Source organism: Pseudomonas sp. W22_MBD1_FP4 (assembly GCF_052113765.1).
In the GTDB taxonomy this organism is placed as follows: Bacteria; Pseudomonadota; Gammaproteobacteria; order Pseudomonadales; family Pseudomonadaceae; genus Aquipseudomonas; species Aquipseudomonas sivasensis.
This window is the reverse complement of the sequence record NZ_JBGQOI010000005.1, coordinates 66218-90234: the sequence shown is the minus strand read 5'-3', so window position 1 is coordinate 90234 and position 24017 is coordinate 66218. Positions and strand designations below refer to the sequence as shown.

The window sequence follows — 24017 nt, the reverse complement described above, 5'->3', positions numbered from 1 at the left end:
GATGCATCCCAATGATGACGACCGCACCCAGTTCATGCCCCGCCCAGGTGGCCGCGCGCCTGAACCTGTGCGCGCAGAGCCGGCTCCGCTGTCGATGCCGGCAGCACCGATGCTCACCGGCAAAAGCCAGGGCCTCAACCCGCTGGAAAGCGCCGCCGGCCCGCTGCTGGCTTTGCTGACGCGCCTGCGCAACACCATCGCCCACCCCGCGCCAGCTAGCCTGCGTGCGCAGTTGCTGGCCTACCTGCGTCAGTTCGAAGAGCGCGCCGAAGCCGCCGGCGTGGCGCGCAACGAAGTGCTGCTGGCCCGTTATGCGCTGTGTACCGCCCTTGATGAAGCCGTATTGAGCACGCCATGGGGCAGCACCAGCGATTGGGGTAAGCAAAGCCTGCTGATCACTGTGCACAACGAAGCCTGGGGCGGCGAAAAAGTCTTCCAGTTGCTCGACCACTGCCTGCAAAGCCCACGGGAACGTCTGTACCTGCTGGAGCTGTTGTACCTGTGCATGTGCCTGGGTTTCGAAGGCCGCTACCGCGTGATGAACGACGGTCGCAGCCAGTTGGAAGCCCTGCGCGAGCGCACCGCTGCGGCGATTCGCAGTGCTCGTGGCGAGCATGAGCGCGAGCTGTCGCCGCACTGGCGTGGTGTGACCGTGGCCCGTGATCGCCTGGCGCAATTCATGCCGCCGTGGATCGCCGTAGCCATTGGCGTGGCGCTGTTGTTGGCGTTGCTGTTCACCTTGCGCATGCTCCTGGCGTCGCAGGCGGAGCCGGTGTTCAAGAATATCCATGCCCTAGGCGAGATCCCGGTGCAGGCCATCGACCGTCCGGTGGCGCAGCCTAAAGTCATCGAGCGGCCGCGTTTGGCGGGGTTCCTGGCTGAAGACATCAAGGCCGGTCGCGTTGCCGTTGAAGATAAAGTCGACCGTTCCGTGGTCACCATTCGTGGCGATGAACTGTTCGCATCGGCCAGCTCCAGCATTGTCGATGACTACCAGCCGCTGATGCTGCGCATCGCCGATGCCATTCGCAAAGTGAAGGGCCAGGTGCGCGTGACCGGCCATAGCGACAATCGTCCGATTGCCACGCTGCGCTTCCCGTCCAACTGGGCGCTGTCCGAAGCACGGGCCAAGTCGGTGCTGGAAATCCTCGCGGCCAAGACTGGCCAAGCGGATCGCTTCAGTGCCGAGGGCAGAAGCGACACCGAGCCGTTGGCCACCAACAGCACAGCCGAAGGCCGCGCCCGCAATCGTCGGGTTGAAATCACCGTATTGGCGGAGGGCGTCGAGTGAAGGCGTTTTTCAGTTTTATGATTCGCTGGGTGATCCCGCTGCTGGGCCTGATCGCCTTGAGCCTGATCATCTGGTTTGTCGGGCCGTTGCTCGACGTGCTGATGCCGGAAGGGCGCCGTTGGGCGCTGATTATCCTGGTGTTCGCGGTGTGGATCGCCTACCGCGTGTTCCGCATCATCCAGGCGCGGCGCCAAGCGGCCGAAGTGATGCGCAGCCTGGCTGCCGAAACCCCGGCCGACCCCAACAGCGTGGCCACTGCCGAAGAGCTGACCACCCTGCGCCAGCGCATGGACGAAGCCCTGGCGCTGCTGAAAAAAGCCAAGCTCGGCGGTGACGAGCGCCGCAATCTCTATGAGCTGCCGTGGTACGTGATCATCGGCCCGCCGGGTTCGGGCAAGACCACCGCGCTGGTCAATTCCGGTTTGCACTTCCCGTTGGCTGCGCAGTTGGGCGCCGGTGCGGTGCGTGGCGTCGGCGGTACGCGCAACTGCGATTGGTGGTTCACCGATCAAGCAGTATTGCTCGACACCGCTGGCCGCTACACCACTCAGGACAGCAACTCCACGGTGGATAAAGCCGCGTGGCTGGGCTTCCTTGACCTGCTGAAAAAGCAGCGTTCACGCCGCCCTATCGACGGCGCATTTATCGCCATCAGCCTCTCGGATTTGCTGCTCGGCACTGATGCCGAGCGCGCTGCCCATGCTGCCGCGATTCGCCTGCGCATCCAGGAGCTGTACACCCAATTGGGCGTGCGTTTCCCGATCTACCTGATGCTGACCAAGCTCGACCTGGTGCCGGGTTTCATGGAGTACTTCGACAACCTGAGCAAGGAAGAGCGCGCCCAGGTGTGGGGCATGACCTTTGCCCTGGACGACGGTAAAAACAGCGACAGCCCTCTGGCCCATCTGCAAAGCGAATTCGCGGGTCTGGAGCAACGCCTCAATGAGCGTTTGGTTGAGCGTCTGCAACAGGAGCGCGACCCGGCGCGGCGCGACCTGATCTACGGCTTCCCGCAGCAGTTCGGCGCGTTGAAGGATTGCCTGCAAAGCTTCCTCGAAGGCGTGTTCAAACCCAACGCCTTTGAAGAGCGCGTGTTGCTGCGCGGTGTGTATTTCACCAGCGGTACCCAAGAAGGCAGCCCGATTGACCGCCTGATCGGCGCCATGGCCCAGAGCATGAACCTGGACCGCCAGCACCTGGCACGGCAGAGCGGCACCGGGCGCAGTTACTTCATCGAAAAACTCTTCACCGCGGTGGCGTTTGCCGAGCGTGGCTTGGTGGGGGTGAACCCGAAGGTCGAGCGGCGGCGCAAGTGGATTGCGCGCGGCGTGCTGGCGGCCACCGTGGCGTTGGTGGTGGTGGTCAGCGGCCTGTGGTGGGTGAGTTATCGCGCCAACCAGGCGTATATCGCCCAGGTCGACCAAAAGGTCGCGCCGTTGGGCCAGACGGTGCAGAACCTAAGCCCGGCGCAGCGTGAAGTCCTCGCCGTGCTGCCGTTGCTCAACGCGGTGAAGAACCTCGCGGGCGACTCGCCGAGCTGGTCCGAAGGTCTTGGCTTGTATCAGGGCGACATGCTCGAAGCCGAATCCGCCAGCGTGTACCGCAAGTTGTTGATCGCGGTCTTCGCGCCACGCTTGGTGACGCGCATCGAGGAGCAGCTGCACGGCGGTGGCAATTCCGATTTCCTCTACGAAGGCCTCAAGGCCTACCTGATGCTCGCCGACAGCGAGCATTACGACCCGGACTTCATCAAGGCCTGGATCGCCCTCGATTGGGACCGCAACCTGCCGCGCGACCTGCCGGCCGATCAGCGCCAGGCGCTGACCGGCCACTTGCAGGCGCTGTTTGATCGTCACCCTCCGAGCGCACGCCTCGATCCGCGCTTGATTGATGACCTGCGTCGCCAGTTGCAACAGCTGCCAGTGGCCCAGCGCGTCTACGACCGGGTCAAACGCCAGAAACTGCCTGAAGGCATCCCGGACTTCCGTATCAACGAAGCCGCTGGCCGAGATGCCGCGCTGGTGTTCAGCCGTAAAAGCGGCAAGCCGTTGGGCGAGCCGTTGAGTGGTTTTTTCACCGCCAAGGGCTATCGCCAGGCATTCCTGCTGAGCAGCCTGAACCAGACCGGCACCTTGGCTGAAGAGCAATGGGTGTTGGGCCGCGAGCAGGCCGATCAGCAGAACGTGGTCAGCCTCGCCGCCGATGTGCGTCGCCTGTACTTCCAGGACTACCAGCGCCAGTGGGATGCCTTGCTCGCCGACATCGACTTTGTGCCGATCACCAGCGTGGCCCAGGCGGCCGATGTCCTGCGGGTAATTTCCGGGCCGACTTCACCGCTGAAAAAGCTGCTGGTGGCGGTGGCCAAGGAAACCGATCTGCAAACTGAAGAGCGCCAATTGGCCGCCAAAGGCGTGCCGGTGGAAGGCGGCGTCGACAAGCTCAAGGAGCGCCTCGGCAGCCTGCTCGGCCAGGAGCAACCGACGGCCAATGCGCCGGCGGCGGCGGATGATCCGGTCACCGCGCACTTTGCCGAACTCAACAGCATCGTCAGTAAAAATGAAGGCGAGCCAGCCGCTATTGATGGCTTGTTGTCGGACATGAATGCGCTGTATGTGCAGGTCAGCGCCATGGTCGGTGCCAGTGGCGACGCGTTGCTCGGTGAGGCGAAGAACCAGGCGGCCGCTGCTGCCACGCGGGTCAGCCTGAACGCCGAACGCCAGCCGCCGCTGGTGCAGGGCATGGTCAAGTCGGTGGTCAACTCCACCACCAACAGCATGATGGGCGGGGTGCGTAACCAACTAAACGCGGCATGGGTCAGCGAAGTGGTCAACGTGTATCGCCAGTCCCTGGCGGGGCGTTATCCGATGTCGCCGGGCAGTGCGCGGGACGCCACGCTGGATGACTTCGGGCAGTTCTTTGGTGTGGGCGGGGTGATGGATAACTACTTCCGCAAATACCTGCAGCCGTATGTGGACACGTCTGCGCAGACTTGGCGCTGGCAGCCGGGCGCGGCGCAGAAGCTGGGGATCGCGCCGGGTGTTCTGCAAACCTTCCAGCGCGCCGCGACAATCCGCGATGCGTTTTTCCGCTCCGGGGGCACGCAGCCCATCGTTCGTTTCGAACTCAAGCCGGTGTCGATGGACCCGACCATCACCCAGTTCCTGCTCGACCTCGACGGCCAGCAACTGAGCTACGACCACGGTCCAAGCCGCCCGGTGGCGATGCAATGGCCGAACCCCGGCAGCATTGGCGTGGTGCGCATTTCCATCATGCCGCCATCGGCCAGCGGCCGTTCGGGCGTGACACTTGACGGCCCATGGGCGTGGTTCCGCCTGTTGGAGCAATCGGACCTCACCGCTGGCAACTCGCCGGACCGCTTCAACCTGCGGCTGCGGGTCGACGGCGCGAGCATCGCCTACGAGTTGCGCGCCAACAGTGCTTTCAACCCGTTCAAGAGCCGCGTGCTCAGTGGCTTCAGCCTGCCGGAGCGGCTATGACGACCCTGGGTTTCTACGGCAAGTTGGCCAGTCGCGGGGATTTTGTCAGCCGCGCCTTGCCCCAGAGTTTTGTCGGTCCGTGGGACAGTTGGCTGGCCGCGGGTTTGCTGGCCAGCCAGAACAGCCTGGGCGGTGATTGGCTCAACGTTTACCTGGTCAGTCCGCTTTGGCGTTTTGTACTGGCGCCGGGCGTGTGCGGGCCGGATGCGGCGGCGGGTGTGGTGATGCCGAGTATCGATCGGGTCGGGCGCTATTTTCCGTTGGCGGTGGTGGCCTTGCTTGATCACGACACCAATCCCGCCTCATTGGTAGGCGGGCCGGACACGTGGTTCGAGCATGCCGAAGAGCTCTTGCTCAGCACGCTGGACACCGGCGCGACCTTTGAAAGCTTCAACGATGGCCTCGATACCCTCGGCTTTCCAGCCAGTGAGCCGCGCGCGGTCGATAGCCGTTTCGCGGGCCTGCAAAGGGTGTCCGCCACCGTGCCCCATGGGCGCATGACCGCGCTCGCCGAACAGGCCTGCGAAGGCGCAAGCCTGTGGTGGGGCCGAGGCTCGGAACGTATTTCCCCTGGTTTATTACGGTGTCAGGGCTTGCCTGCCGCCGGTGATTTTGCGCAGTTTTTGCTCGGACAAGAAGGTGTGGTGTAGATGGGGGCGACGTACAAATCCGCGAGCAAAAGCCATGTGGGCATGGTGCGCCAAGTTAACGAAGACGCGTGCCTGGACCTGCCGGAAAACCGCCTGTGGGTGGTGGCCGATGGCATGGGCGGGCATGCGGCAGGGGACTATGTCAGCAGCCTGATCGTCGACAGCCTGCGCAGTGTGCCGTTGGGCCGCTCCCTGGACGAATACTCGGCGGCCCTACGCAATGACCTGATCCGCATCAACGCCGCCGTGCGCGAAGAAACCGCCAATCGTGGCGTGACCATGATGGGCAGCACCGTGGTCGTACTCGCCACGCGTGGCTTGCGCGGTGTATGCCTGTGGGCTGGTGACAGTCGCCTGTACCGCCTGCGCGATGGCGTGCTCGAAGGTATTTCCCGCGACCACAGCTACGTGCAAGACCTGCAAGACAGCGGCCTGCTCAGCGAAGCCGACGCTCGCGTGCATCCGCGCGCCAATATCGTCACTCGCGCCATTGGCGTGGAAGCCCAGCTTGAAGTGGCGGTGGTCGACCTGTTGATCGCCCCCGGCGACAGCTACCTGCTGTGCAGCGATGGCCTGAACAAGACCGTCGAAGACCATGAAATTCGCGAAGTGCTCAGCCACGACGCGCCGGATGAAATCGTGCGCAGCCTGGTGCACCTGGGGCTCAATCGCGGCGCGCCGGACAACATCACCGCCATCGTTGTGAAGGTATCGGCATGAACATTGTGATTCCTGGCTACGACATCGAAGGCGAGATCGGCGAAGGCGCCATGGCCAGCGTGTACCTGGCGACCCAGCGCTCGCTGGAGCGCAAGGTGGCATTGAAGGTGATGGCGGCGGCATTGGCAGCCGACCCGAGCTTCTGCGAGCGCTTCCTGCGCGAGGGCAAGACCCTGGCGCGCCTGTCGCACCCGCATACGGTGACCATCCATGACATCGGCAATGTCGGTGAGCTGTATTACATGGCCATGGAGTTCCTGCCCAACGGTACGCTCAAGGAGCGTATCGCCGCGGGTATGACGCCGGAACAGGGCGTGACATTGATCCGCCAGATCGCTTCGGCGCTGGGGTATGCCCACGCTCAAGGATTGGTACACCGGGACGTCAAGCCGGCGAACATCCTGTTCCGCGCTGACGGTACGGCGGTGCTCTCGGACTTTGGCATCGCCAAGTCCCTGGACGACCGCACCCAGTTCACCCAGGCCGGTTTCGCCGTCGGTACGCCGAGCTACATGAGCCCCGAACAGGCGCGGGGCCAGGAGATCGACGGGCGCGCCGACCTGTATGCGTTGGGCGTGGTGCTCTATGAAATTCTCGTCGGCAAGCTGCCGTATAGCGGCACCGACGCGCTCTCCACCGCGCTGGCGCACCTGACCGAACCGTTGCCGGAATTGCCGGTGCACCACGGTCGTTATCAGGGCGTGTTGCGTAAGTTGTTGGCCAAGGATCCGGCCGAGCGGTTCCCGGATGCAGCGGCATTGCTGCTGGCGCTGGACCAACTGCCGGCGGATTCGCCGGAAGCCACGCTGGTGCGACCACTGCCGATCCCGGTGAGTTTTGACCTGGCGGGTATCACGCCGGAGTCCATCGAAATCCCGACAGCCAAACCCGAGCCAGTGCGCCAACCGGTGGTGCCGACGACGCAGCACAGCGAGCAGCGTCGGGGGCCTGTGTTGGCGCTGGCAGCGGTGGCTGTGGCGGTTGCCCTGGCGATTGGCGGCGCTTCCTATTGGTGGCTGAGTGGCGATGATGAACCGGCCAAACCACCGGCCGCCGTAGTCCCCGCAGCAACACCCCCAGCAACACCCGCAGCGGCAGTGGTTGAGGCGGATGGCGGTCAACGTCCGCTGTTGATGGCGGGCAAGAAAACCCTGTTCCAGCGCGTCCTCAGTAAGCCGGGCGCGAAGCTTTCGGATGAGGCAGGCAGCGCGGCGGGCAAGGCGCTGCCGGCGTTCTCGGTGCTTTACGTGTACCAACGCAAAGACATTGAGGGTCAACCGTGGGTACGCGTCGGCACCGCCACCGATGGGCGCAGCGACGGTTGGTTGCCGGCCTCGCAAGTCAGCGACTGGAAACAAAGCCTGGTGCTCAAGTTCACCGAGCGCTCGGGCCGTGCGCCGGTGATGTTCCTGCGGCAATCGGGGGAAGTGGAAAAGCTGCTCGCCGACCCGGCCGCCGCCAAGAGCGCGCTGGCCAAAGCGCAGAAAAACAGCGAAGACAACGGGCAAATCCTTGCCCTGGAACCGACGGCCAGCGCCGTGCCGCAAAACCAGTTTTACCTGTTGCCGATCTTTGACTCCAAAGAGAGCTTCGACGAAAACGGTCAGCCGGTGCAGTTGCTCAATGTCGCTTCCATCGACCCCGGCAGCAGCGCCGTGGCCAAGCCCGCCACGCCGGTGATCAACGCCAATGCCGATGCCTTCCGCACTGCGGTGGTGCTGGTAGTGGATACCACCGTGTCGATGCAGCCGTATATCGACCAGATCCGTGACGTGGTTCATGAGCTGCAAACCCGCATCGCCGAACGCGGCGAACTCGATAGCGTCAGCTTCGGTATGGTCGGTTTTCGCAGCAGCATCAAGAAAACCCCTGGCCTGGAATACGTGGCCAAAACCCTGATCAGCCTCGACCAGGGGCGTGATCCACAACGCTTCCTCGACATGGCGCGGCAAGTCAAAGCGTCCAGCGTTTCCAGCCATTCGTTCAACGAAGACGCGTTTGCCGGGGTGATGCAGGCTGTGGACGGCATGGACTGGTCTGGTTATGGCGGGCGCATCATTCTGCTGGTCACCGATGCTGGCGCGCTGCGCAAGAACGACCCGTTCGCCGCCACCCAGATGAACGAAGCCGAAGTGCGCCAGGCCGCGCTGGGCAAGCAGATCAAGATCTACGCCCTGCACCTGCGCACCGACGCCGGCAAGAAAACTCACGCTGGCGCCGAGAGCCAGTACCGCATCCTCACCGCCGACGCCAACCCGCAGATCGGCGACTTGTACACACCGGTGCCCGGTGGTGATGTGCGCAAGTTGGGTGAGCGTGTCGACGAGATCGGCAGCGTATTCGCCAACCTGGTGCATCAAGTGCGCAGCAACACGCCGCAACCGGTCCCGCTGCTCAGTTCGGCACCGACCTTGGCGGATAAATCTGCCGCTGTTGGTTACGCCATGCACATGGACTTCCTCGGCCGCAAAACCGCGAGCCAGGCGCCGCAGCTGGTTAGCGCCTGGACTGCCGATCGCGACCTGACCAACCCGGCGCTGCCGGCGTTCCAGGTGTGCGTGATGCTGACCAAGTTGCAGCTCAACGATTTGCAGCAGTCGCTGAAACTGATCGTCGACGCGGCGCGCAAGACCCAGACGTCACCCAAGGATTTCTTCCAGGAAATCGCCAGCGCCTCTGCCTACATGAGCCGCGACCCGCAAGCCCTGCGCAAGGGCGGCAACTTGGCCGATGGCGGCATTCTCGGCGAATACCTGGAAGGCCTGCCGTACCGCAGCAAGTCGCTGAACATGACCCAGGACTTGTGGTTGTCGTTGAGCGTGGCCGAGCAGGAAGACTTTATCGACGAGCTGGATTCGAAAATCCGCCTCTACGAAACCTTCCATAACGACGTGGCCAATTGGGTCCGTTTCGGCGATGCCGAGCCGGGCGATGCGTTGTACCGCGTGCCGTTGTCGACGCTGCCGTAATGCTGACCCTGAGCGCGGTGCACAAGAGCCGGGGCGTCGGTAGCCAGCGCTATAGCCTGGTGATCCCGGCGCTGGCGCTGCGCGCGGGTGAGCAAGTGGCGATCGTTGGGCCCAGCGGTTGCGGCAAGAGCACCTTGCTGGATTTGCTGGCGTTGGTCCTGGCGCCGGATCAGGTGGGGCACTTCGAATTTAATGCGATCGACATTGGCAGTCTGTGGCGTGCGGATCAGCAATCGCGGCTGGCGCAGTTGCGCAGCCAGCACTTGGGCTACGTGCTGCAAACCGGTGGCCTGCTTGGCTTTCTCGATGTGCGCGGCAACATCGCCCTGTCCCGGCAACTGCTGGGCTTGAAAGACGATGGCAGTGTGGCGCGCCTGGCCGAGCAGTTGGAAATCAGTGACCAGTTGGCGAAGAAACCCTCGGCGCTGTCGGTGGGCCAGCGCCAGCGCGTGAGCTGCGCCCGAGCCCTGGCCCATGCACCGCAACTGGTGCTGGCGGATGAGCCGACCGCGTCCCTTGACCCGTTGAATGCCGAGCGCGTGATGCACGCCCTGTTGGCCCAGGCCCATGAGCACCGCGCCGCCTGTGTGATCGCCACCCATGACGAACCTCTGGCCCGTGCCAGTGGCTTGCAGATTCGGCGTATCAGTTGCCGCCGCGATGCCGACGGTGGCGTCACCGCCACCCTTGGGGAGGCGTGCTGATGCGCATCCCCTTGATCGCTTCCCTGGCCTGGCAGGATTACCGCAACGACGCGTGGCTGTCGGCCTGTTCGGTGCTGGCATTGGTGGCGGTGATCGCGCCGTTGCTGGTGTTATTCGGCCTGAAATTTGGACTGGTTAGCAGTTTGACCGAACGTTTACAGACCGACCCCGCCACCCGTGAAATTATTCCGTTGGGCGGTGGTCGATTCAGCAGCGCATTGATTGAGCAGCTTGCCCAGCGCCCCGATGTGGCGTTTGCCATACCGCGTACGCGGCAGATTGCGGCGACGGCGCAGGTGGGCGCGCTGACGTTGGAGATGCTGCCGACAGCGCCGGGTGATCCGTTGTTGGGTGCGCTGGTGCTGCCGCATGGCCTGAACCAGATCGTGCTGAGCCACACCGCTGCCGAGAAGCTTGCAGCGCGGCCAGGGGATCTATTGGAAACCCGCTTTGCCCGCCAGGTAGCAGGACGTGTCGAGGAGCAGCGCACAAAGGTACAGGTGGTTGCGGTACTGCCGCTGGAAGCCTTCGCGCGGGACGCTTTGTTCGCCGATCTGGCCCTGCTGGAAGCGGCGGAAGATTACCGCGATGGTCGCGCCGTACCGGCGTTGGGATGGACGGGCGAAGAGGTGGCGGTGGGCGAACTGCGGGTGTACCCGGCGTTTCGCCTGTACGCGCGCAATCTCACTGATGTAGAAACCTTGCGGGTGTATTTCGCTGGGCAGAACGTGTTGGTATCGACCCAGGCGAACACCATCGCCCAGGTGCAGTCGTTGAGCCGCAACCTGTCGATCGTATTCTGGGTCATCGCCGGGCTGGCGTTGGCGGGGGCGTTTGCGGCGATCTTCGCTGGGGCCTTGGCTGCCGTGGCGCGCAAGCGACGGGAATTGTCAGTGCTGCGCCTGTTGGGGTTTTCCACCGGCGGGTTGTTGTTGTTTGTAGTGGTGCAGGCGCTGTATAGCGCAGGGTTTGCGGCCTTGCTCAGCGCCGGGCTGTATGGCTTGGCCGAAGCAGCGTTGAACAAATTATTTGCGCAGGTGCCGGGCGAGTACGCCAGTCATCTGCTGGCGCGTCATTACGGCCTGGCCCTGGTTGCAGTCCTCGGCGTCAGCGCCGTGGCGGCGGCGTGTGGTGGCTGGCGAGTGGCGCGTATCCAGGCTTCTGAAGGAATCAGAGATGTATAAGTTACTGGGCGCCGTCATGGCGCTGAGCCTGGCCTCGATGGCCTGGGCCGATGAAGCCAGCGATAAACTGGACAACCCCAAACCGTTGCCGGATGACGTGAGCCTGCCGCTGCCATGCGAGGGCAACATGGTGTTCCGCTACGCCTACGTACTGGCCCAAGGCACGCTGGATGACCGCGAAATCAGCCTCGGCTACCCCTTCGCCGAAGGCGAGGCCGGTTACCAGCAGTCGTTTATTTCCGGCTATCGCCGCGACTTTATCAACGGCCAGTTCACCCTCAAGGATTTGCCGAAAGACTGGAACAAAGTCATCGCGCCGTTGATGCCGAAGACAGACGCCAAGACCCCACTCAAGCCGATGCTGTACTTCATCGGCAAGTACGAAGTGACCGCTCGCCAATACGCCCAAGTGATGGCCCAGGCGCAGTCCCTGGCCAGTGGCGAGCCGGCGCCGGCCTGCGATGCGCCGACCGGTATGGCCGGGCGTTTGCCCAAGGTGAAACTGTCGCGGTTTGAGGCCGAGCGGTTCTCTGCGGTGTACAGCGCCTGGCTGATGAAGTACCACCGCGACTTGCTACCGGTGAGCGGGCGCGGTTCGTCGGCGGAAGACGGCGGCCTTGGCTTTGTGCGCTTGCCCACTGAAGTGGAGTGGGAGTTTGCCGCACGCGGTGGCCAGGCGGTGAGCCGTCAGGATCTGGAGGGGCGTCTGTTTCCTCGTCGCACTGAAGGCAGCGAAAGCGATGGCCCTCTGGGTGATTACGCCGTGTTCAACCAAGTCGCCGGCGGCACTGGCCAGGCGGCGCGCCTGATGCCCATTGGCACCAAACTACCCAATCCAATTGGCATGTTCGACGTGATCGGCAATGCGGCGGAAATGGTCCAGGAGTCTTTCCAATTGGTCCATGCCGGTCGACGCCAGGGCACTTACGGCGGCTTTGTGGTCAAGGGCGGCAACTACCTGGAAGGCGAGGGCACGCTGTTCACTGGCATGCGCCGCGAATACCCGCTTTTCGCCGCCGACGGCACCGAGCAAAGCAATGAAACCACCGGTTTCCGCGTGGCAATTGGTGCGTTGTCGGCCCCGCGTTCACGTTACAAGGAGTTGTTTGCGCAGTGGCAAAAGGAAGGGCGCCTGGCCGCGCTGACCGACGCCATCGATGACGCCCAAGACCCGACCAAACGCCTGGACAGCATCATCGCCGCCAGCGTCGACCCCAAGCTGCAAGCCGAATTGGGGCTGGTTAACGAAGAGCTCAAGCGCAACGTCTCGCTGATCGCCCAGCAACGCGAAGAAGCGGCGGGCAACCTGATTCAGTCGGCTGCATTGGTGGCTGAGACCATCAGCAACTACAACATCCGCCTGGCCAACCTGCAGAAGAGCCGCCAACAGTCTCTGGACAATAAGGATGAGGCCAGCGCGAAGCTGTTTGATATGGCCATTGCCAACGGCCGCAGTGCCCTCGACGGCGCGGTCGCGATTTACATCGATAACTTGGCGACGGGCACGCGCTACACCGATGCGGTGATCCAGGCGCAGTTTCAAAGGATCAAGGAAGAGTTGGATCGCAAGCCAGTGCTCGGCAAGAGCCTGGTGACGCGCGCGACACTGTTCGTCCGCCATGTCGGCAACTACCGCAAACAACAGCGGGCTGACCCGGCGACGATCTTGAAGGAATTGCTCGCAGCGAGCGGTCAGCGGTCTTGATCGTTGGCTGTATAGCGAGCTTGGAAGGGACTCAGGCGGCAGTTGCCGCGCTGGGCAAGTCAAACTTAGAAGAGAACACAACCTATGCTTTTTTCCCGTAAGGCGGTTTCCAAGCGTCACCTGTTGCTGATTGCCGCTGGCTTCAGCACCGTGCTGACAGGCTGCGCCACATCGCCGGCCTCCAAGGTGGCGTCCAGCACCAAGGTCGAGTACTACCCCAACTGCTACGAGCCGGTGCAGCACTTGCGCGCCACCGATTCGAACATGACCAAGTCGGTTGTCACCGGCGCGGCCATCGGCGCGGCCGGCGGTGCACTGCTGGGCGCCCTGACCGGCGACTCCGAAAAGCGCGGCCGTAATGCTGCCATTGGCGCAGCGGGCGGCGCCCTCGCCGGCGGCGCGGCGGGTTACTACACCGAGCGTCAGAAGCAGATCGCCGACGACAACCAGCGCATTGCTTCGTATGCGGCTGACGTAAACAAAAGCGCCTCCGACATCGACCGCAGCACCGCGTATGCCAAAGCGTCGCAACAGTGCTATCAGAGCGCGTTCACCAAGCTGGTGGCTGACCGTAAGGCCAAGACCGTCAACGACACCGAAGGCCGCAAGCGCCTGGCGGAAATCGTCTCGGGCTTGAAGGAATCCAATGACCTGATTGTTGCAGTCAACGGCAAGGCCAGCGAAGACCTGAACAACTACACCCAGGCTTATGAGAAAGACCTGCAGCAGGTTGGCGTACAGCGTGCCGACGTGGTCACCGTGGCCCAGGCCGATTCAAAACCCGTTGTGACACAGGGCAAGAAGAAAGGTACAGGCACTAAACCGCCGAAGAAGCCGCCTCTTCCAACGGTCCCAACAGAAGCAGTGAGCACCGAAAAAACCTTCCAGACTGCCCAGACCAAGCAAGATGAGAGCAAGAAGGTCGCCAGCGCCGGTAAAGCGCAGATCGAAGGCACCTGCCGCGATCCAAACCTGGCCGACTGGGCGCCGGTGCCTTGCCCTAACGTTTAAGGGCGGCGCGTTGTCCTGACGCATTAACGCCAGTCGATAGTGGAATGATCGGCTGGCGGTTTTTGTGTATCTATGAGGCCGTCGGGGTCAGCCCGGCGATATCAAATTTGCCGTTTTCAAATTGGACAGTGGGTTGGCCGGGAACGAGAGCCTTGAAGCTCAGTTGGCCGCTCAGTCTTTGCGAGTCGGCATCGTACGTGTAAGTGACGGTTCCTTCGGTAGCCCGGTGTACGCCCGCAAATAATAACGTCGCAATCGCTGATTCCCCATTTTCGTTGTTGGTAATTGGCAGTGACGTTTCCCCTAGTTTTGATTTTGGAATGTGCAGGTAAACCCGCTTGTCGCCGTGCTTGTCAGTCACCGCGAGCACTTCGAGAAAGTGCGGGTGATTTTTAGGCTCTACAAACTGCATGCTCAGGATAGTTGAGTCAAAGGTATAGCCATCCGGGTCGACGGTGCCGCGCAGATACCCCTTAGTGTCTGTATCAAGTGATTGGCTGAATGTGACCTCACCCTCGGTTAACTCGGCTTCCTCACCACCAGACCCTACGCTTTTTACGGTGCAATCAAAGCTACCCTCGACCTGCTGCAACGATGCGTTCTCCTTGAGTCTGAATTCACCGGAAATGTCTTGGTAATAGTTCAGCAAGTTTGTATCCGGCGGAAGATAGATCAGGCCGACGATGTTTCCCGCTTGACCATCAAGCGTATAAGTACCCGGCGTGGCACCCAGGGCGACTTTCACGTCGAGGGAATAAATACGAAAGGGTGAAAAGGCATTCTGACTGGCATAAATCACCATATAGTTGTCTTTTACCGTAGCCCTGGTGATTTGTGAGACAAATTGATGAGTAGCACCGGACTGTGTGATTTTGACCCTTACTTGTCCCGCTCGAGTTGTTGTATTAGTTGTCATGCTGGCGCGCTCCTTTATACAGACTCTCTAAGGTTTAGTACTGGGCCAGACTAGTGCGCGTGCAGATCAAGGGATACTGTGATCCTTCACAGGTAATTAGAGTTTTTTTGAATACATGGTATTCGGGAATGGAATCAACGCGATATTGGCCGAGCGGACTTTAGAGGCTGAATTTAGACTGTTCAGTCATTGCGTGGCAGTAATAAAACGCAAGGAGGTGAACTAAAAAGCGATAGTGGCGTTCCCCAAAAGAATCGCTAAACTGCGCGAGCCGTTCACCTTTGCGAGGTCTGTGAGTTTATGAAATTTCGTCTTCTCCTCTGGGTGCTGGGCCTGATGATGGGCAAAGCCAGCCGGACCAATCCCGCCTTCCAGCAACAGTTGGGTGATAAAGACCTGGCGTTCCAGTTGCAGACCCTCGACGGCAAGGTTGCCCGTCACTTCATCGTCAAAGACCAACGTATTACCAGCCGCTCAGGTGTTCATCCTGCGCCGGCGTTCGCCATTGCGTTTAAAGATGCCGCGTACGGCTTCGCCACGATGCAGGCAAAGAACAAGCAACTGGCGTTCATGACGGGGATTCAGGACAAGTCGATCCAGATCAAGGGCAACCCGGCGCTGGTGATCTGGTTCCAGGGGTTGACCAAGTATTTGAAGCCGAAGAAAAAGAAGTAGGCGTTCAGGGAAACCAAGTTGGATTCATCGGGGGCAAGTCGCACCGCCCCCGATAGCTATCTGAGAGGCGACAGATTCAGTTTTGAGTGAACTGGGACGCCAACTCACGCAACAGCACTTCTGCATCCAGCACCTTGCTCACCACTTCTTCAGCCTTGTCACGGCTCAACCCCAGGCGCTCCAGCAACGCATCCGGGATCGCCTCATCCGGCCCAGAGCCAATCCCTCGGCTGCGCAACAGGCGCACGGCCAGGCAAACCAAATTCGGGTATTCGGCATATTGGCCGTCGTAGGTTGGGTCGTGCTGAAAGCGCAGGGCGGTGGACAGTTCGTCCGGCATGTCCCAGTAGCGCATCAACCAGGCACCGATCTGCTCGCGACTGATGCCCAGCAAATGTTGCTCCACGTAGCTGTGGCACAGATGCGGGTTGACCTCCAGGTGGCGGCAGATCAGCGAGAAGTGCGGCGGGAACACGTGGGCCAACAGCAGGTAACCGAAGTTATGCAGCAGGCCGGCCAGGTAGGTCAGGCCTGCTTCCGGGCGCTGGGCGCGGGGCATGGCACGGGTCAGGCCTTCGATCACGGCGGCGGTGTAGATCGACTGGTGCCAGTACGGCGTGGCCTGGTGAGGGTGGTCTTTGGGCAGGCTCAAGGTCTTGCCGAGGGCCAAGCCCAGTGCCAGGTTGATCACCAGATCGAAACCCAGTACGCGCACGATGGCGTCTTCTACTGAACGGATCTTGCCGGGCGACGCGTAGTACGGTGACGCGGCCCAACTGACCACTTGGGCCGCCAAGGCCGGGTCGGTCTCGACCACGCCGGTGATGTCGTCGATGGTGGCGTTAGGGTCGACGCGCAGCTTGATGATCTTCTGCGCGGTGTCAGCCAGTGGTGGAATCTCGATGGTCGCTTCCAGGCGCTGCTGGATACGGCGAGCGGTGAACGCCTGCATCGCCTGGGTGATTTCCTCACGGTCATCATTGGGGCGGTCGAGGTTCGGTCGGATATTACTCAGCGGCTCGCCGAAGTTTGCGGCGCTGGCTTTGGTGAGCATGGTCTTGAACGCATCGCTGGCGATCTCCAGCAGCAGCCCTGGCTCGCCCGAATGCACCAGCAGGCTCGGCTCGTCGAGCAGGCTGCCTTCGTACAGGCACGGCGAGCTGGTGAGTGCCGGCAGGCCTGGCAGCAGGCTCAGCTCATGCTTGTCCAGCATACGCTTGACGCGATCCGGCGACACCGCGATGAGGCGGCGACCGGTGAGTTCGGCGAGGCGGTTGAGGTCGAGCAACTGGTTTTGGGGGAACAGCACCATCAGTGCACCCACCGCATCTTCCAGCAGCACAGCCTGCACCTTTTGCGCAGGATTCAGGCCAGGGTGTTCAGCAACTTCCGTGTAGGGGATGGCGAGCTTTGCGAGCAGAGCCCGGATGACCGGTGGGGCGGTCAGCGGGGCTGTGGCGAGGGCAACTTCTGACATGGCCTGATCCAATTTCTTACAGTCATCGGAGTATAACCAGCTTGATACATTTGTAGGTCGCTTAAGTGAGTCAGGCGTCACACTTGGCCGTATTGCTGCCCATGGCGTAGCCAGCGATCCAACAGCGGGCTGACGTGATCCGGCCAGCGCTCCATCAGGGCCTGTGCCGCATCGCGCACGGCTGGCAGCAGGTCGGCGTCGCGCATGAGGTCGGCGACTTTGAATTGCAGCAGGCCGGTCTGGCGGGTGCCGAGCATTTCGCCGGGACCGCGCAGTTCGAGGTCTTTTTCGGCAATGACGAACCCGTCGTTGGTCTCGCGCATGATGCCCAGACGCTGGCGACCGATCTGCGACAGCGGCGGGTGATACAGCAGCACGCAGTGGCTGGCCGCGCTGCCCCGGCCGACGCGGCCGCGCAGTTGGTGCAGTTGCGCCAGGCCCAGGCGCTCGGGGTTTTCGATGATCATCAGGCTGGCGTTGGGCACGTCCACACCGACTTCGATCACCGTGGTGGCCACCAGCAGTTGAAGATTGCCGGCCTTGAAATCGGCCATCACGGCGGCTTTTTCGGCGGGCTTCATGCGCCCGTGGATCAGCCCGACCTTGAGTTCGCCGAGGGCACTGGTGAGGTCTTCATAGGTGGTCTCGGCGGCCTGGCAGGTCAGTTCTTCAGACTCTTCGATCAGCGTGCACACCCAGTAAGCCTGGCGCCCTTCGGCACAAGCGCCGCGTACCCGTTCGATCACTTCGACACGCCGGGTATCGGTGACCAGCACGGTGTTGACCGGGGTGCGGCCGGGCGGCAGTTCGTCGAGGATCGAGGTGTCGAGGTCGGCGTAGGCACTCATGGCCAGGGTGCGCGGGATCGGCGTGGCGGTCATGATCAACTGGTGCGGGTTCATGCGACCGCCCACGCCTTTCTGGCGCAGGGCCAGGCGCTGCTGCACGCCGAAGCGGTGTTGTTCGTCGATGATCACCAGGGCCAGGTTCTTGAACTTCACCTCCTCCTGAAACAGCGCATGGGTGCCCACCACCATCGGGGCGCCGCCGGCGATCTGCTCCAGTGCCGCTGCGCGGTTCTTGCCCTTGAGCTTGCCCGCCAGCCACGCGACTTCCAGGCCCAAGGGTTCGAGCCAGCGCTTGAAGGTGATGAAGTGCTGCTCGGCGAGAATCTCGGTGGGTGCCATCAGCGCCACTTGGTAACCGGCTTCCAGCGCCTGCAAGGCGGCGAGGGCGGCGACCACTGTCTTGCCTGCACCCACGTCACCCTGAATCAACCGGAGCATGGGCTCTTTTTGGCTGAGGTCGTAGGCGATTTCATTGCCTACACGTTGCTGGGCACCGGTCGGCGCGAAGCCAAGATTGGCCAGGTATTGCGCAGGCAGGCGCGTGGCCTTGGGCATCGCTGGGGCGCGCAGGGAACGCATGCTTTCGCGCAGGCGCTGCTGGGACAGTTGATGAGTGAGCAGTTCTTCGAAGGCCAGGCGGTGCTGGGCCCAGTGGTGACCCAGGGCCAACTCGTCGACGTCGGCGTCGGCCGGCGGGTGATGCAGGTAGCGAATTGCGTCGTCCAGCGGCGCCAGTTGGTAGTCGCGAGCCAGCTCCAGTGGGAGCCAGTCGGGCAGGCTTTTCGGGCCGAGCATGGTCAGGGTCTGCGTGCACAGTTGGCGCAGGCGTTGCTGGGTCAGGCCTTCGGTGAGCGGGTAGATCGGCGTGAGGGTGGTGTCCACCGGAGGCGGTTCGTCGCCGGTGATCGCGCGGTATTCCGGATGGTAAATCTCCAGGCCCGAGGCACCGGGTCGCGCCTCGCCATAGCAGCGCACGCGTGTGCCGCGTTTGAGGCCTTCCTTCTGCGCGTTGCTGAAATGGTAGAAGCGCAGGCTCAGACCGCCGGTGCCGTCCTGCAGGCGCACGACCAGGCTGCGGCGCTTGCCCATGACCACGTCGGCCCCGCTGACGGTGCCTTCCACTACAGCGTCTTGCCCTGGGCGCAACTGGCCGATGGGCACCACGCGGGTGCGGTCCTGATACCGCAAGGGCAGGTGGAACAATACGTCCTGGAGATTTTCCAGCCCGACCTTGGCCAGCTTCTCGGCCATGGCTTCACCGACACCCTTGAGTGCCGTCACCGACACCTGCGACAGCTCAGTCATACGGCTACTTAGCTCGCAGCAGGCGGCTTGGCCACCGAACAGAGGCGGATCGAGTCGGCGAGGATCTCAATGGCTTTAGGCCGTGGGAAGCTGGCACGCCAGGCGATTGCCACGGTGCGGAAGGGCACCGGAGGTGTGAGCGGGCGTACTGCAATAACGCCGGGGGCGTAGTGATGGCTATCCACCGCTGACAGCGGCAGGATCGAAATGCCCAGGCCGGAAGCGACCATATGGCGAATGGTTTCCAGGGAGCTGGATTCCACGGTGGTGTGCTTGGCGCCGTCGTTGCCTTTGGTCAGCGTCGGGCAGGCTTCCAGCACTTGGTCGCGGAAGCAGTGGCCCTCGCCAAGCAGCAGCAGGCTCTTGTCATTGAGCAGGCCAGCGTCGATGGTGTCTTTCTGCGTCCACGGGTGGGAGGCGGGCATCAGCACGTAGAACGGCTCGTCGTAGAGCGGCAGCGTGAGCACGTCGGCCTCGTTGAACGGCAGGGCGATGATGATCGCGTCCAGCTCGCCGTTGCGCAGTTTGTCGCGCAGCACGTGGGTGAAGTTTTCTTCGATATACAGCGGCATCTGCGGTGCGACGCGGTGCAGTTGCGGGATCAGGTGCGGGAACAGGTACGGGCCGACGGTGTAGATGGCGCCGACTTTCAGCGGAGCGGTCAGCTGGTTCTTACCGGCCTGGGCCAGCTCGCGAATGCTTTGCGCTTGTTCCAGGACTTTCTGGGCCTGGGCAACAATGCCTTCACCCACCGGGGTAAGGCGCACGGCGCTTTTGCTGCGCTCGAAAATCAGCACACCGAGTTCGTCTTCAAGCTTTTTCACGCCCACCGACAACGTCGGCTGGCTGACGTGGCAACGCTCGGCCGCATGGCCGAAGTGCTGCTCTTGGGCGAGGGTAACGATGTAGCGTAATTCTGTAAGAGTCATAGCAGGCGTCCATGAAGTTGCGGGCCAAGCATACCGGCTGCAATCGATAGACGCACGTTATCAGAAGTTTGTTGGGGATTGAGCGGGGGATTTTGCTGTTTGCTGAGAATGGCAAGGGTTGCCCCTTGCCACAGTCATATCAGCGGCGACGCTTTTCGATGTTGTACACGAACGGTGCAACGATCTCGACACTGCCGCTTTTCACCATGTCGGCCGGTGGCTTGGGCAGCGGTTGGGCACGACGGATCATGTCCAGGGTTGCACGGTCCAGGTCAGCGTTGCCGGAGCGGCCCACCAACTCGTAGGACAGCACGTTGCCTTCGGCATCGACCACGAAGCGCAAGCGGTTCAGGCCTTCCTTGCCACGGGCCTGGGCACCTGGCGGGTACTTTTTGTACTTCTGCAAATGCGCCAGCAGGGTGCCTTCCCAAGAGGCCTTGGCTGCAAGCTGCTGCGGCGACGGGCCTGGAGCCGGCTGCGCCGATTTTTCGGCCGGCGCTTTGGTCGGCGGAGCATCGCTCGGCGGATCCTCGGAAGGTTTCTCCTTGGGTGGCTCGATCTTTTTCTCTACCGGCTTGGGCGGCTGAGGTTTGGGCTTGGGCTTGACCGGCTTGGGCACCTGGATCGTCGGCTTGGGTGCCTCGGCCAGTTTCGGCAAAGGCAACTCTTCCACCGGTGCGGGCGGTTGCGGTGGCGTGACCACCTTCGGTGGAGCCGGTGGCGGCGGTGCTGGCATCGGCGCCAGGTCAATGACCATGGCGGCCGGCGGCAGCTGCACAGTGCGCGGCGCCGACCAATGGAGCGCGATAGCAATCGCGACGGCGTGCACGCCCAGCACGACGGCAAGGCTGGTGCCATAACGCGTCAGTTTGTGGCGCGTCGTGATCATTTCTTGGCTGCCGTCTCAAGTCCGACCAAGCCTACCTTGAGGTAGCCGGCTGCCCGCAGGGCATCCATCACGCTCATCAGGTCGCCGTAGTCCACGCCCTTGTCGGCCTGGAAGAAGATCGTCGTGTCTTTCTTGCCTTGGGTCTTGGCGTCGAGGACCTGGCCCAAGGTTTCAGCTTTGACTTCTTCTTCGCCCAGGAACAGGCGTTGGTCCGCCTTGACGCTGAGAAACACCGGTTTCTCGGGCCGCGGCGCAGGCTTGGCGCTGGACGCGGGCAGGTCGACCTTGATATCCACGGTGGCCAAGGGAGCGGCCACCATGAAGATGATCAGCAGTACCAGCATTACGTCGATAAACGGCGTGACGTTGATTTCGTGGTTCTCGACGAGTTCATCGTCGCCTTGATTCAAATGCAGGCCCATGGCCGATTACCCCACTTTCACCATGTGCGGTTGCGAGCTGCGCTCGGTAGGCAGGTGATCGAGGTCGCGGCTGACCAGCAGCAGGACTTCTGCCGACGCGTCGGATACCTGGGCTTTATAGCCGGCAATCGAACGGGCGAAGACGTTGTAGATCACCACCGCAGGAATTGCAGCAACCAGGCCCAGGGCGGTTGCCAGCAGGGCTTCGGCGATGCCCGGGGCAACGACGGCGAGGTTGGTGGTCTGGGTTTTAGCGATGCCGATAAAGCTGTTCATGATGCCCCACACGGTACCGAACAGACCGACGAACGGCGCGGTGGAACCGATGGTGGCGAGTACGCCGGTGCCGCTGCTCATGTTACGGCCGCAGGCTGCTACCAGTCGCTCCAGGCGGAACGCCACGCGCTCCTTGATGCCTTCCTTTTCACGGGTGTTGGCCGACAGGCGCATTTCTTCCAGTGCGTCATGCACTAAGGTATTGGCCAGGGTGCCCTTTTTGGTCGCGCTCTCGCTGGCTTCCTTGAGGGTAGTGGCCTTTTTCAGGTGGACGATTTCAGTACGCAGACGGCGCTTGGCACCCAGCAACTCGAAGCCTTTGGCGATCCAGATGGTCCACGTGATGATCGAGGCTATGGCCAGGCCGATCATCACGGCTTTCACCACGACGTCTGCGTTCTGGTACATGCCCCACGGCGACAGGTCATGGGCCATGCCCAGAGTGTTGTCTTCTTCCAGCACGACGCCAGTTTCGTCGGTGGCGGCTGGGGCAGCAGCCTGGGCTGGATCGGTGGCGGCTGGAGCGGCCGGGGCAGCAGCGTTTTGCTCGACGGCCGCCGGCGTGGCTGGGGCGTTGGCATCAGCGAATGCGGCGGTCGGCGCCAGCAGCACGCTGAACAGCATCGCAGCAATCGCGCGCCAGGCGCGGGACGGGCTGTGAAGCTTGGTTGGCGAAGCGGGGGTGGTATTACGTGTCATGCTGGCCGGACCTGAGAAGAAAAAATGAGTGATCGTCCTACCAGACCCTAGGCGGCCGAGGACAAATGGGCGGTCATTATTGCAAGTAATTCTTGTTAACAAAAGTAATACAGTAACTTTATTTGTGCTTTTTCTGGCCGCTGGTCAGCCGAGAAGGCTAACCTAGACCTTTGAGAATGGAGTTTTGTGATGTCTGCACCTTCTGTTGTGATTGCCGGATGCGGCGATGTGGGTAGTCGCCTGGCTAGCCAATTGCTGGCCTCGGAATGGGAGGTTTATGGCCTGCGACGCGACATTTCGCGTTTGCCCAACGGCGTGATCGGCATTGCCGGCGACCTCTTCAACAAGGATTGCCCCGACACCTGGCCTATTGGCGGGGTGGATTACCTGGTGTATTGCGCTGCCGCGACGGATCACGATGAGGCCGGTTATCGCGCGGCCTACGTGCAAGGATTGCAGCATGTGTTGGAGTGGCTAAAAGATTACGGTCAGGAACCCAAGCATTTGTTGTTTGTATCCAGCAGTAGCGTATATGGGCAACTGAATGGCGAGTGGGTCGACGAAACCTCTGAAACCAAGGCGAAGGGCTATTCCGGGCAGGTCATGCTGGAGGCCGAACAGGTCGCACTCAATAGCGGCATTCCTGCGAGCATTGTGCGTCTGACCGGCATTTACGGTCCGGGCCGCGAGTGGCTTCTGACCCAGGTACGCCAGGGTTATCGCGTGGCGATCGATCCACCTTTATATGGCAACCGCATTCACGCGGACGACGCGGCGGGTTTGCTGGCCTTCTTGTTGCGCCATGTGGAGCAGGGCGGTTCGCTGGATAAAATCTATATCGGCGTCGACGATGCGCCGGCTCCCTTGGCCGAGGTGGTGGCCTGGTTGCGTGACTACCTGGGCGTAACGGAGTGGTCCGAGGACGCCAGCGTGCGGCGTGCTGGTAGCAAGCAATGCAGCAATGCTCGCATCAAAGCGCTGGGTTGGGTGCCGACGTATCCGAGCTATCGAGAAGGGTATGCGGCCATTCTAAAAGGCTGAAGCCCCTCCCCACCGTTGGATCTGTGTTATTGCTGTTCTAGCAGCCATTGGCGCGGGCCGGGCGTGAACGTGGGTATTTCGTCGCTTTGCGCGCCGTTGATTGCCTGGAGGATTTCCATCTGCTTGCCCTTGCGCACGAAGATCCAGGTATTACCGACGTCTCCATTGGTCAGGAAAAGGGTGTTATTGCCTGCGCCTTGGGAGGCGCAGTCACCGTCCAGGCATAGTTCGTATCTGTCCGTTTTTGCAAGCCCTGAGACCTGGCCATCCGCAGCGAACGTTACAGTTTCACCTGTTCCTGGCCCCTCGATGATGCGCCATTTTCCACCCACGTAAGCGGCGTTCAGGGCCCTCCTGAAAGTGCTGCCCCACCTTTCTTCGGTTTTAGCGGTGTCGATAGGGCGGCTGAACACCTGTTCCTTCATATGCTCTTTGCCCAGTTGGATGAGCTGTTTGCCGTCGAGGCGCAGTGCGTCACTGCTATAGCCGCCATAGTCGACGGTCCAGGCGTCAGGGGATGTTTGCAACAGGTTGCCTTCGGCCATTTCGAAGCCGCTGCTCACCTGCGCCTTGCCGGCGTGGATATCGATATTCCATTCCAGATTTGAGCCCTGAGTGTTCAGCGATTGGCTCAACGCAGCGGCATCAAGGATTGTCTGGTTGATCCAGATGCCGCTGATATCCGTTTTCGGCGACGTATGGGTGCATCCGCCAAGCAGTAGCAGGCCGAAGGTAAGCAATGCGCGCATGGAGCCATCTCTGAGGGTAAGAAACCGTGGCGCAGGCTAAAGAAAAAGGAGCCTTTGGGC

19 protein-coding genes are annotated in these 24017 nt (G+C 61.9%); 11 read left to right on the top strand and 8 right to left on the bottom strand.

Annotation, left to right across the window (positions count from 1 at the left end):
- Window position 1: 1 nt before the first annotated feature.
- From ACEN2T_RS09005 to tagQ, 9 genes are all read left to right on the top strand, one after another.
- Window positions 2–1291, top strand: a complete 1290-nt coding sequence (locus tag ACEN2T_RS09005) for a DotU family type VI secretion system protein (RefSeq protein ID WP_032884432.1) — start codon at window positions 2–4, stop codon at window positions 1289–1291.
- Complete coding sequence (gene tssM / locus ACEN2T_RS09000) at window positions 1288–4788, top strand: type VI secretion system membrane subunit TssM (protein WP_122681907.1); 3501 nt, start codon at window positions 1288–1290, stop codon at window positions 4786–4788. The genes ACEN2T_RS09005 and tssM overlap by 4 nt, the downstream gene beginning before the upstream one ends.
- A complete protein-coding gene (gene tagF / locus ACEN2T_RS08995; RefSeq protein WP_095185215.1) occupies window positions 4785–5438 on the top strand; it encodes a type VI secretion system-associated protein TagF in 654 nt (217 codons plus the stop codon). Before tssM ends, tagF begins: the two co-directional genes overlap by 4 nt.
- Entirely contained in the window at window positions 5439–6158 is a 720-nt protein-coding gene (locus tag ACEN2T_RS08990) for a PP2C family protein-serine/threonine phosphatase (RefSeq protein ID WP_032884427.1), read from the top strand. It abuts the gene before it with no gap.
- Window positions 6155–9127, top strand: coding sequence for a serine/threonine-protein kinase (locus ACEN2T_RS08985; protein ID WP_442116578.1), 2973 nt, complete (start codon window positions 6155–6157; stop codon window positions 9125–9127). Before ACEN2T_RS08990 ends, ACEN2T_RS08985 begins: the two co-directional genes overlap by 4 nt.
- Window positions 9127–9831: an ABC transporter ATP-binding protein gene (locus ACEN2T_RS08980; RefSeq protein WP_032884425.1), complete on the top strand. Its 705-nt coding sequence runs from the start codon at window positions 9127–9129 to the stop codon at window positions 9829–9831. The genes ACEN2T_RS08985 and ACEN2T_RS08980 overlap by 1 nt, the downstream gene beginning before the upstream one ends.
- Window positions 9831–11015, top strand: coding sequence for an ABC transporter permease (locus ACEN2T_RS08975; protein ID WP_442116577.1), 1185 nt, complete (start codon window positions 9831–9833; stop codon window positions 11013–11015). Before ACEN2T_RS08980 ends, ACEN2T_RS08975 begins: the two co-directional genes overlap by 1 nt.
- Window positions 11008–12720, top strand: coding sequence for a formylglycine-generating enzyme family protein (locus ACEN2T_RS08970; RefSeq protein ID WP_442116576.1), 1713 nt, complete (start codon window positions 11008–11010; stop codon window positions 12718–12720). The genes ACEN2T_RS08975 and ACEN2T_RS08970 overlap by 8 nt, the downstream gene beginning before the upstream one ends.
- A gap of 84 nt (window positions 12721–12804) precedes the next feature.
- Window positions 12805–13731, top strand: a complete 927-nt coding sequence (gene tagQ, locus ACEN2T_RS08965) for a type VI secretion system-associated lipoprotein TagQ (RefSeq protein ID WP_442116575.1) — start codon at window positions 12805–12807, stop codon at window positions 13729–13731.
- A 70-nt stretch (window positions 13732–13801) separates the two neighbouring features.
- Here tagQ and ACEN2T_RS08960 read toward each other — a convergent pair whose 3' ends face one another.
- The gene (locus tag ACEN2T_RS08960; protein ID WP_095185212.1) at window positions 13802–14647 is read right to left on the bottom strand and encodes a hypothetical protein; all 846 of its coding nucleotides are present in this window, start codon (window positions 14645–14647) and stop codon (window positions 13802–13804) included.
- A gap of 300 nt (window positions 14648–14947) precedes the next feature.
- Here ACEN2T_RS08960 and ACEN2T_RS08955 point away from each other — a divergent pair, with 300 nt between their 5' ends.
- On the top strand, window positions 14948–15322 hold the full coding sequence (locus ACEN2T_RS08955) for a hypothetical protein (protein WP_003195530.1): 375 nt from the start codon (window positions 14948–14950) through the stop codon (window positions 15320–15322).
- Between the two features lie 76 nt (window positions 15323–15398).
- On the opposite strand, the gene ACEN2T_RS08950 is transcribed toward ACEN2T_RS08955, so the two are convergent.
- The 6 genes from ACEN2T_RS08950 to exbB all read right to left on the bottom strand — a co-directional run bounded on the left by ACEN2T_RS08950 (window position 15399) and on the right by exbB (window position 22167).
- Window positions 15399–16799, bottom strand: a complete 1401-nt coding sequence (locus ACEN2T_RS08950) for an aminoacyl-tRNA deacylase and HDOD domain-containing protein (RefSeq protein WP_032884419.1) — start codon at window positions 16797–16799, stop codon at window positions 15399–15401.
- Between the two features lie 77 nt (window positions 16800–16876).
- Window positions 16877–18952, bottom strand: coding sequence for an ATP-dependent DNA helicase RecG (gene recG / locus ACEN2T_RS08945; RefSeq protein ID WP_032884418.1), 2076 nt, complete (start codon window positions 18950–18952; stop codon window positions 16877–16879).
- An 8-nt stretch (window positions 18953–18960) separates the two neighbouring features.
- On the bottom strand, window positions 18961–19881 hold the full coding sequence (locus ACEN2T_RS08940; RefSeq protein WP_003213305.1) for a hydrogen peroxide-inducible genes activator: 921 nt from the start codon (window positions 19879–19881) through the stop codon (window positions 18961–18963).
- A 139-nt stretch (window positions 19882–20020) separates the two neighbouring features.
- Window positions 20021–20770: a TonB family protein gene (locus tag ACEN2T_RS08935; RefSeq protein WP_032884417.1), complete on the bottom strand. Its 750-nt coding sequence runs from the start codon at window positions 20768–20770 to the stop codon at window positions 20021–20023.
- A complete protein-coding gene (gene exbD, locus ACEN2T_RS08930; RefSeq protein ID WP_032884416.1) occupies window positions 20767–21192 on the bottom strand; it encodes a TonB system transport protein ExbD in 426 nt (141 codons plus the stop codon). The genes ACEN2T_RS08935 and exbD overlap by 4 nt, the downstream gene beginning before the upstream one ends.
- A gap of 6 nt (window positions 21193–21198) precedes the next feature.
- Window positions 21199–22167 (bottom strand): tonB-system energizer ExbB, encoded by a 969-nt coding sequence (exbB, locus tag ACEN2T_RS08925; protein ID WP_032884415.1) that lies wholly within the window; start codon window positions 22165–22167, stop codon window positions 21199–21201.
- Window positions 22168–22356: 189 nt separating this feature from the next.
- On the opposite strand from exbB, the gene ACEN2T_RS08920 reads away from it, so the two are divergent.
- Window positions 22357–23208: an SDR family oxidoreductase gene (locus ACEN2T_RS08920; protein WP_122756229.1), complete on the top strand. Its 852-nt coding sequence runs from the start codon at window positions 22357–22359 to the stop codon at window positions 23206–23208.
- A 26-nt stretch (window positions 23209–23234) separates the two neighbouring features.
- Here ACEN2T_RS08920 and ACEN2T_RS08915 read toward each other — a convergent pair whose 3' ends face one another.
- Window positions 23235–23957 (bottom strand): hypothetical protein, encoded by a 723-nt coding sequence (locus ACEN2T_RS08915; RefSeq protein WP_442116574.1) that lies wholly within the window; start codon window positions 23955–23957, stop codon window positions 23235–23237.
- Window positions 23958–24017 lie beyond the last annotated feature (60 nt).

What these genes read in the sequence shown, in the direction of transcription:
- recG (WP_032884418.1), bottom strand. Translation starts at nt 18,952, where the DNA reads ATGACTGAGCTGTCGCAGGTGTCGGTGACGGCACTCAAGGGTGTCGGT.
- exbD (WP_032884416.1), bottom strand. Translation starts at nt 21,192, where the DNA reads ATGGGCCTGCATTTGAATCAAGGCGACGATGAACTCGTCGAGAACCAC.
- ACEN2T_RS08935 (WP_032884417.1), bottom strand. Translation starts at nt 20,770, where the DNA reads ATGATCACGACGCGCCACAAACTGACGCGTTATGGCACCAGCCTTGCC.
- ACEN2T_RS08970 (WP_442116576.1), top strand. Translation starts at nt 11,008, where the DNA reads ATGTATAAGTTACTGGGCGCCGTCATGGCGCTGAGCCTGGCCTCGATG.
- ACEN2T_RS08990 (WP_032884427.1), top strand. Translation starts at nt 5,439, where the DNA reads ATGGGGGCGACGTACAAATCCGCGAGCAAAAGCCATGTGGGCATGGTG.
- ACEN2T_RS08940 (WP_003213305.1), bottom strand. Translation starts at nt 19,881, where the DNA reads ATGACTCTTACAGAATTACGCTACATCGTTACCCTCGCCCAAGAGCAG.
- tagF (WP_095185215.1), top strand. Translation starts at nt 4,785, where the DNA reads ATGACGACCCTGGGTTTCTACGGCAAGTTGGCCAGTCGCGGGGATTTT.
- ACEN2T_RS08985 (WP_442116578.1), top strand. Translation starts at nt 6,155, where the DNA reads ATGAACATTGTGATTCCTGGCTACGACATCGAAGGCGAGATCGGCGAA.
- ACEN2T_RS08980 (WP_032884425.1), top strand. Translation starts at nt 9,127, where the DNA reads ATGCTGACCCTGAGCGCGGTGCACAAGAGCCGGGGCGTCGGTAGCCAG.
- ACEN2T_RS08915 (WP_442116574.1), bottom strand. Translation starts at nt 23,957, where the DNA reads ATGCGCGCATTGCTTACCTTCGGCCTGCTACTGCTTGGCGGATGCACC.
- ACEN2T_RS09005 (WP_032884432.1), top strand. Translation starts at nt 2, where the DNA reads ATGCATCCCAATGATGACGACCGCACCCAGTTCATGCCCCGCCCAGGT.
- ACEN2T_RS08975 (WP_442116577.1), top strand. Translation starts at nt 9,831, where the DNA reads ATGCGCATCCCCTTGATCGCTTCCCTGGCCTGGCAGGATTACCGCAAC.
- exbB (WP_032884415.1), bottom strand. Translation starts at nt 22,167, where the DNA reads ATGACACGTAATACCACCCCCGCTTCGCCAACCAAGCTTCACAGCCCG.
- tagQ (WP_442116575.1), top strand. Translation starts at nt 12,805, where the DNA reads ATGCTTTTTTCCCGTAAGGCGGTTTCCAAGCGTCACCTGTTGCTGATT.
- ACEN2T_RS08960 (WP_095185212.1), bottom strand. Translation starts at nt 14,647, where the DNA reads ATGACAACTAATACAACAACTCGAGCGGGACAAGTAAGGGTCAAAATC.
- ACEN2T_RS08920 (WP_122756229.1), top strand. Translation starts at nt 22,357, where the DNA reads ATGTCTGCACCTTCTGTTGTGATTGCCGGATGCGGCGATGTGGGTAGT.
- ACEN2T_RS08950 (WP_032884419.1), bottom strand. Translation starts at nt 16,799, where the DNA reads ATGTCAGAAGTTGCCCTCGCCACAGCCCCGCTGACCGCCCCACCGGTC.
- ACEN2T_RS08955 (WP_003195530.1), top strand. Translation starts at nt 14,948, where the DNA reads ATGAAATTTCGTCTTCTCCTCTGGGTGCTGGGCCTGATGATGGGCAAA.